At 34.9% G+C, this 6,962-nt stretch carries 8 protein-coding genes; all 8 read left to right on the top strand.

Features of this window, described 5'->3' with window-relative positions; translation table 11 throughout:
- On the top strand, positions 1–402 hold a 402-nt coding region (locus ACQY44_RS16985; RefSeq protein WP_428231489.1), incomplete at its 5' end, for a DUF1800 family protein.
- Between the two features lie 12 nt (positions 403–414).
- Positions 415–1,581, top strand: a complete 1,167-nt coding sequence (locus ACQY44_RS16980; protein WP_428231488.1) for a DUF1501 domain-containing protein — start codon at positions 415–417, stop codon at positions 1,579–1,581.
- A gap of 160 nt (positions 1,582–1,741) precedes the next feature.
- Positions 1,742–1,948 (top strand): addiction module protein, encoded by a 207-nt coding sequence (locus ACQY44_RS16975; protein WP_428231487.1) that lies wholly within the window; start codon positions 1,742–1,744, stop codon positions 1,946–1,948.
- Positions 1,948–2,109 (top strand): hypothetical protein, encoded by a 162-nt coding sequence (locus tag ACQY44_RS16970; RefSeq protein ID WP_428231486.1) that lies wholly within the window; start codon positions 1,948–1,950, stop codon positions 2,107–2,109. Before ACQY44_RS16975 ends, ACQY44_RS16970 begins: the two co-directional genes overlap by 1 nt.
- A gap of 499 nt (positions 2,110–2,608) precedes the next feature.
- Positions 2,609–3,436 (top strand): prephenate dehydratase, encoded by an 828-nt coding sequence (locus ACQY44_RS16965; RefSeq protein WP_428231485.1) that lies wholly within the window; start codon positions 2,609–2,611, stop codon positions 3,434–3,436.
- A 101-nt stretch (positions 3,437–3,537) separates the two neighbouring features.
- Entirely contained in the window at positions 3,538–4,683 is a 1,146-nt protein-coding gene (locus ACQY44_RS16960) for a pyridoxal phosphate-dependent aminotransferase (RefSeq protein WP_428231484.1), read from the top strand.
- A gap of 192 nt (positions 4,684–4,875) precedes the next feature.
- Entirely contained in the window at positions 4,876–5,733 is an 858-nt protein-coding gene (locus ACQY44_RS16955) for a prephenate dehydrogenase (RefSeq protein WP_428231483.1), read from the top strand.
- 13 nt (positions 5,734–5,746) lie between these two features.
- Positions 5,747–6,829: a chorismate mutase gene (locus tag ACQY44_RS16950; RefSeq protein WP_428231482.1), complete on the top strand. Its 1,083-nt coding sequence runs from the start codon at positions 5,747–5,749 to the stop codon at positions 6,827–6,829.
- Positions 6,830–6,962: the final 133 nt, after the last annotated feature.

The raw sequence follows: 6,962 nt of genomic DNA, 5'->3' as shown, positions 1-6,962 counted from the left end.
GGAATGGATCTGTACAATCAGGTCAATGTAAAAGGTTGGGACGGGGGAAATTCCTGGCTAACTTCTCAGATTTATCTGCAACGCAACAACACTTCAGATTTGCTTTGCAGCGGAAGAAGTATTACCAGAAAAGTATTGAATACCATGACTCCGGATACTGAAAAGCCAAAAACAGAATTGGAGAAAATTGACATTAAAATCGACTTTGATCCTGACGGAAATAATAAAACCATAATTACCGAATTGTCTAACAGACTATTGTTTAAAGTAAATGATTCCATGCAAAAAGACATGGAGAATTTACTGAAATACGATTTTGATCCCAAAGAGGAACACGCCAATTTCGCCGTAATACGGCTCTTTGATTACATGACAAAACTACCCGAATATCAATTAATTTAGAAAGCTACAGCTATGAACAGAAGGAATTTTCTAACGCTTACAGGAACTTTTACCGGCGGAATGCTGGTACTTCCTGATTTTTTACACGCTTTTGGTACGCAAAATAACTTGGTAATCGGGGAGCAGTGTATTGTATTTGTTCAATTGAACGGAGGAAACGACGGTTTGAATACTTTTATTCCGTACGATAATCCGTTGTATTATGATTTACGCACCAAAATTGCATTGAGTAAAGATGCTGTTGTTGGGAAAAATCAGGGAATGGCTTTTCATCCTTCCTTAAAAGATTTTGCCCAAATGCAGCAAAATGGAGATTTAACCGTGATTCAGAATGTGGGATATCCGGAACCTATCCGGTCTCATTTCAGAAGTCAGGAAATTTGGCAAACGGCAACAGATTCCAATAAATACATCAACGAAGGCTGGTTAGGAAGGTATTTAGATTTACAATGCAACGGTCATCAGGCAACAGCAGGAATAAATCTCGATTCGATCGACAATCTGGCATTAAAAGGAATGGAACCCAATTCGATAACCGTAAAAGATCCAAATCGATTTAAGGTAAAATCAGATAAAGAAGAAAATGCAACCTTATCGGATAATCCGCAATTGGATTTTGTTCGAAAAATAGCCAATTCTGTTACCGAAGGATCTGATGAAATCCAGAAAGCGCTGGCGAAATCAAAATCAGAAATCAGTTATCCTAAAACGGATTTATCTAAAAACCTGGAATGGATCGGCCGATTAATAAAAGGAAACCTAAACTCAAAAGTATATTATACTTCGCTTGGCGGATTCGACACACATGACAATCAGCTTGCTATTCAAGAGAAACAACTAACTACTTTAAATGATGCTTTATTCAGTTTTTATCAGGATTTAAAACAAGCGCAATTGCTTCAAAATGTCACAGTTGTTGTTTTCTCTGAATTTGGGCGACGCGTAAAAGACAACGGAAACGGAACAGACCACGGAACTGCAGCACCCATGTTTATTATCGGAGGCAATAATAAAGGAACAATTTTAGGAAAGAATCCTGATTTAACGAATTTAGATAATGGCGATTTAAAATATGAAATTGATTTTAGAAGTGTGTATGGTTCTTTATTACAGCAAAAAATGAATTTCGATTATTCTAAAATTGGAATAAAGAATCAGCCGGTTTCCGGGTTGTTTTAATTTTTTAGGAGCTATTCCCGCTTTTCGTTACAATTTTTTGTGCCTCCTGATAGCTATCGGGACCGGCACAAAAGGATTTCCACTTCAATCGGGGCTAAAATATTCTGTTTTCAAAATTAAATTTGATTAAATTTTTGATGTTCAATTAAATATAAGGATTATGGAAATTAAAAATTTATCTAAATATAGCAATGCTGAAAAAATTGTTTTAGCTGAACAGTTATGGGACAGTGTTTCTAAAAATGATTTAGAAATTTCTGAAGAGGTTAAAAGAGAATTAGATATTAGAATACAAAATTTAGAAGAGGGGAAAACCAAACTTTATTCATGGGATGAAGTTAAGGCTCATTTAAAAGCTATTAGATAATGCCTAAAATTCATTTTACAAAAGAGGCTTTATTTTATATTGAAGATGTAGTTTTCTGGTATGAGAAGCAAAGATTGGGACTTTCGTACGATTTTGAACTTTGTTTAGAAGCTGGAATAGAGGAAATATTGAGGAATCCGGATGCTTTTCAAAAGAAATAAAAAAACATAAAAATTAGATTTATATCAAGATTCCCTTATGGAATTCATTATCGGTTTGAAAAAGATGAAATAATTGTTATCGGTGTTTTTCATACTTCTCGTTCTCCTAAAAATTGGACAAAAAGATTAAGCGATAAGTGAAAAACTTAGAAACTTAGCGACTAAGAATCTTAGCATCTTAGAAAAAACCAATTGTAAATATCTCATTTTAAACCCATTTTTTTATATTATCATACAAAACATCATAAATTTGTTAAGAAATCCTTTTTTGTTTCATAAAATGCAATATTTTTTTGGTGCACTGAAAATAATTTATACATTCGCAGAGAATTTATTGAAAAACACAAACAAAATGTCTAATAACCGTTTTTATTTTAGCAACTCTTTTTATTTCTTCTTTAGTAGAAGTGAGGATTGTGCTATGGTTATTTGAGAAAATTAAAAGACAAATAAAACTAATATACAATCCTGATGAAAATCAGGATTTTTTTTTGAATATATGACAACGAAAATTGCAATACAAGGTATAAAAGGTTCTTTTCATCATCAGGTTGTGAAAGAGTATTTCTCTGAAAGCGTCGAAATTGATGAATGTTTGTCTTTTGAAGAATTGGTTGACAGCCTGCTTTCAGGAAAATCGGATCAGGCAGTTATGGCAATAGAAAATTCGATTGCAGGACCCATTATCCCAAATTATGCTTTGATTGACAAGAATAATTTACACATTATTGGAGAGCATTATTTAAGCATTCACCAAAATTTAATGACGTTGAGAGGTCAGAAAATCGAGGATATAAAAGAAGTTCATTCGCACCCAATGGCAATTTTACAATGTATGGATTTCTTAAAACAGTATCCGAACATTAAGTTAGTTGAAGACAAAGATACCGCTGAAACGGCAAGAAGAATTCAGGAGAAACAATTAACCGGAATTGCGGCAATTGCAAGTAAAGTGGCTTCAGAAATGTATGATCTGGATATCATCGCACCGGAAATTCAGACGATCAAAAACAATATGACCCGTTTTGTGATCATTAAAAAGCAAAATTCATTTTTGCCGGAAAACGAAATTAACAGAGCGTCAATCAAATTTGAACTGGATCACAAAAGAGGAAGTTTAGCCGCAGTTTTGAATGTAATGAGCGATTGCAAGCTGAATTTAACAAAAATTCAGTCGTTACCTAAAATTGAAACACCCTGGAAATATTCGTTTTTCGTAGATGTGACATTTGAGAAGTACGAGGATTTTGCAAAAGCCAAAACGTTATTAAACATAATGGCAGAATATTTAAAGGTTTTGGGAGAATATAAAAATACCAAACCTTAAATAGGTTAGAAGTTATTTGTTAAAAGTTAGAAGTTGTCCTTCGACTTCGCTCAGGAGGACAAAAAAGAAAATAAAATTCTAAAAGAGAATATATATAAATCATGATTACAACAGCAAAAAGATTAGATACAGTTGAAGAATACTACTTCTCATCAAAATTGAGAGAAGTTCGTCAACTACAATCTGAGGGAAAACCTATTATCAATATGGGAATTGGAAGCCCTGATTTGAGTCCGTCGAAAGCAGTAATTGAGGCAGTCGCTGCGGCAATTCAAGATGAAAACGGGCATGGTTATCAGAGCTATCAGGGATTACCGGAATTGAGAAAAGGGATGGCAGATTTTTATCAGAATCAGTTTGGTGTTGAGTTGAACTCCAATAATGAGATTTTGCCTTTGATGGGTTCGAAAGAAGGAATTATGCACATTTCGTTAGCTTTCTTAAATGAAGGCGATCACGTTTTAATTCCGAATCCGGGTTATCCTACTTATACTTCGGTAACTAATTTGGTTGGAGCAGTTCCGGTTTATTATGATTTGAAAGAAGCAAATGCCTGGGAACCGGATTTTGAAGCTTTAGAAAAATTAGAGCTGAAGAAAGTAAAAATTATGTGGCTGGGATATCCGCACATGCCAACAGGAGCAAGAGGAAGTTTAGCGTTATTTGAAAAATTGGTTGCCTTTGCTAAAAAACACAATATATTATTGGTAAACGATAATCCGTATAGTTTTGTTTTGAATGATAACCCAATGAGTTTATTGCAGGTTGAAGGAGCGAAAGAAGTGGCTTTAGAATTGAATTCGCTTAGTAAAACGTTCAACATGGCTGGCTGGAGAGTGGGGATGGTTTTAGGAAATCCTGAAATTATCGATGCAGTCCTAAAAGTAAAAAGCAACATGGACAGCGGAATGTTCTACGGAATCCAGAAAGGTGCAGTTGCCGCTTTAAATTGTGATAAATCCTGGTTTGAAGACCAAAACAAAATTTACAGACGCCGTAGAGAATTAACAGAAAAATTAGCAGAAAAATTAGGTTGCAAAGTATATGCAGCAGGAGTCGGACTTTTTGTTTGGGCAAAATTGCCGGAAGGAATCGAATCTTCAGAAAAGTTCATTGACGAAATATTAAACGAGAAACACATTTTCATCACTCCGGGAACAATCTTCGGAAGTAATGGTGAAGGATATATCAGATTCTCATTGTGTGTGAAAGAAGAAAAAGTACAAGAAGCGATTGATAGATTTTAGAAGCAAGAGCAAAGAGTAAAGAATCAATATTTTAGATTTTTTGGTTTAGTTTGTCTGGATGGCAGAAAAAGATAAAAGGTCTTGAAAAAACGAGAAGCCTTAGCCCTGATAGAAGTGTAAATCCTTTTTTGAGGTTTTACCGAGAAAAAGATTGAAACGGATAGTAGGAAACAGCTTCTAATAAAAATAAATATGAAAGTATACGTAATAGGAATAGGGTTAATAGGAGGTTCGATGGTGCTGGACATCAAAGACCAACATCCTGATGCCACTATTTTTGGGATTGATAGTAACGAAAAACACTTGCAGGAAGCAATTGATTTAGGCGTTATCGATCAGGCAGGAAGCTTTGAGGAATTGGCCGATGCTGATTTTGTAATTGTTTCGGTTCCGGTAGATGTGGCGCTGGTGGTTTTACCTAAAGTGTTGGATTTGGTTGGAGATAAAACGATTGTTTTTGAAGTAGGTTCGACTAAAAAACCAATTTGTGATGCTGTTGCCAGTCACCCAAAAAGAAGAAATTTTATCGCCACGCACCCGATAGCGGGAACAGAGTTCTCAGGACCTTCGGCAGCGATAAGAGGTTTGTTTAAAGGAAAAACAAACATCATTTGTGAGGTGGAAAAAACCACTTTTAAACTGCAGGAAAAAGCATTAAAGCTTTTTAGCGAAATAGGAATGAGGATTCGATATATGGACCCTACTTCTCACGATAAACACATTGCTTACGTTTCGCATTTGTCGCACATTAGTTCGTTTATGCTTGGGAAAACGGTAATGAACAAGGAAAAGGATGAACAGGATATTTTTGACATGGCGGGAAGTGGATTTGAAAGTACCGTTCGTTTAGCAAAAAGCTCGCCAGCAATGTGGACGCCGATTTTTAAGCAAAACAAAGAACACGTGATTGAAACATTAGAAGAATATATTTCAAATCTGAGTCGGTTTAGGGATTTGTTAAAAGACGAAAATTACAATGCCATTTTTGAAGAAATGGAAAGCACCAATAAAATCAAAGAAATATTAAACGGATTAACAATTAAAAAGTAAAAATAGAATTAAGATGGAAAATAACAAACAAATGAGAAAGTGGTTAGATGATTTCAATTTGAATCACCCACTTGTGATAGCAGGACCATGTAGTGCAGAAACAGAAGATCAAGTATTGAAAATTGCTCATGAATTGAAAGATTCAAAAGTTAGTGTATTCAGAGCCGGAATCTGGAAACCAAGAACGCGTCCGGGAGGATTTGAAGGTGTTGGAGAAATTGGTTTAAAATGGTTACAAAAAGCTAAAAAAGAAACTGGTTTATTAATGGGAACTGAAGTTGCGACTGCAGCGCATTGTAAACTGGCTTTAGAACATGATATCGACGTTTTATGGGTTGGTGCACGTACAACTGCAAATCCATTCGCCGTTCAGGAAATTGCTGATACATTAAAAGGAACGGATAAAATCGTTTTGGTTAAAAACCCTGTAAACCCGGATTTAGCTTTATGGTTAGGTGGTGTTGAGCGTTTACACATGGCTGGAATCGAGAAATTAGGAGTTATTCACAGAGGTTTCTCTACTTACGAAAAAACAAAATACAGAAATATTCCGGAATGGCAAATTGCTATCGAATTGCAAAATAAATTCCCTGATTTACCTTTAATCATTGATCCTTCTCACATTACAGGAGATCGTAAAATGATTTTTGAAGTAACGCAGGAAGCTTTAGATTTGAACTACGATGGTATGATTATCGAGACTCACTACGATCCGGACAACGCCTGGTCTGATGCTGCTCAACAAGTTACTCCGGACGCTTTGAAACAAATCATTAAAGATTTGACAATCAGAAAAACGGATGATACAACAGATCAATACACTCAAAAAATGACAAAACTAAGAGCTAACATTGACGTTCTTGATGCTAACTTATTAGAATTGTTAGGAAAACGTATGAAAGTAGCGGACGAAATTGGTCAGGTGAAAAAAGATGCAAACGTAGCGATTCTTCAAAACAACCGTTGGAATGAAATCTTAGGAAAAATGATTCTTGAAGGAGAGAAAAAAGGTCTTACTGAAGAATTTGTTTTAAGAATGTTCAAAGCAATCCACCAGGAAAGTATTGGTCATCAGGAAAAAATATTCAATGCATAATTTAAATTAAACCATATAAGTGATATAAGTTAATTTAAGTTTTATTAAAATTAGCTCGTAGTTTTTCTTATGTCACAATTTTAAAAATAGATTGTTTTTTTATATTAAATCTCCATTGCTTTCGGGCTTTGGA

Origin of the sequence: Flavobacterium sp. (assembly GCF_965277525.1) — a bacterium.
Classification (GTDB): Bacteria; Bacteroidota; Bacteroidia; order Flavobacteriales; family Flavobacteriaceae; genus Flavobacterium.
The sequence above is the reverse complement of the archived record's forward strand: the minus strand, read 5'-3'. Positions and strand labels throughout refer to the sequence as shown.

Excerpts from the sequence above, each read along its gene's own strand:
- ACQY44_RS16980 (WP_428231488.1), top strand. The coding sequence starts at position 415 with ATGAACAGAAGGAATTTTCTAACGCTTACAGGAACTTTTACCGGCGGA.
- ACQY44_RS16975 (WP_428231487.1), top strand. The coding sequence starts at position 1,742 with ATGGAAATTAAAAATTTATCTAAATATAGCAATGCTGAAAAAATTGTT.
- ACQY44_RS16970 (WP_428231486.1), top strand. The coding sequence starts at position 1,948 with ATGCCTAAAATTCATTTTACAAAAGAGGCTTTATTTTATATTGAAGAT.
- ACQY44_RS16965 (WP_428231485.1), top strand. The coding sequence starts at position 2,609 with ATGACAACGAAAATTGCAATACAAGGTATAAAAGGTTCTTTTCATCAT.
- ACQY44_RS16960 (WP_428231484.1), top strand. The coding sequence starts at position 3,538 with ATGATTACAACAGCAAAAAGATTAGATACAGTTGAAGAATACTACTTC.
- ACQY44_RS16955 (WP_428231483.1), top strand. The coding sequence starts at position 4,876 with ATGAAAGTATACGTAATAGGAATAGGGTTAATAGGAGGTTCGATGGTG.
- ACQY44_RS16950 (WP_428231482.1), top strand. The coding sequence starts at position 5,747 with ATGGAAAATAACAAACAAATGAGAAAGTGGTTAGATGATTTCAATTTG.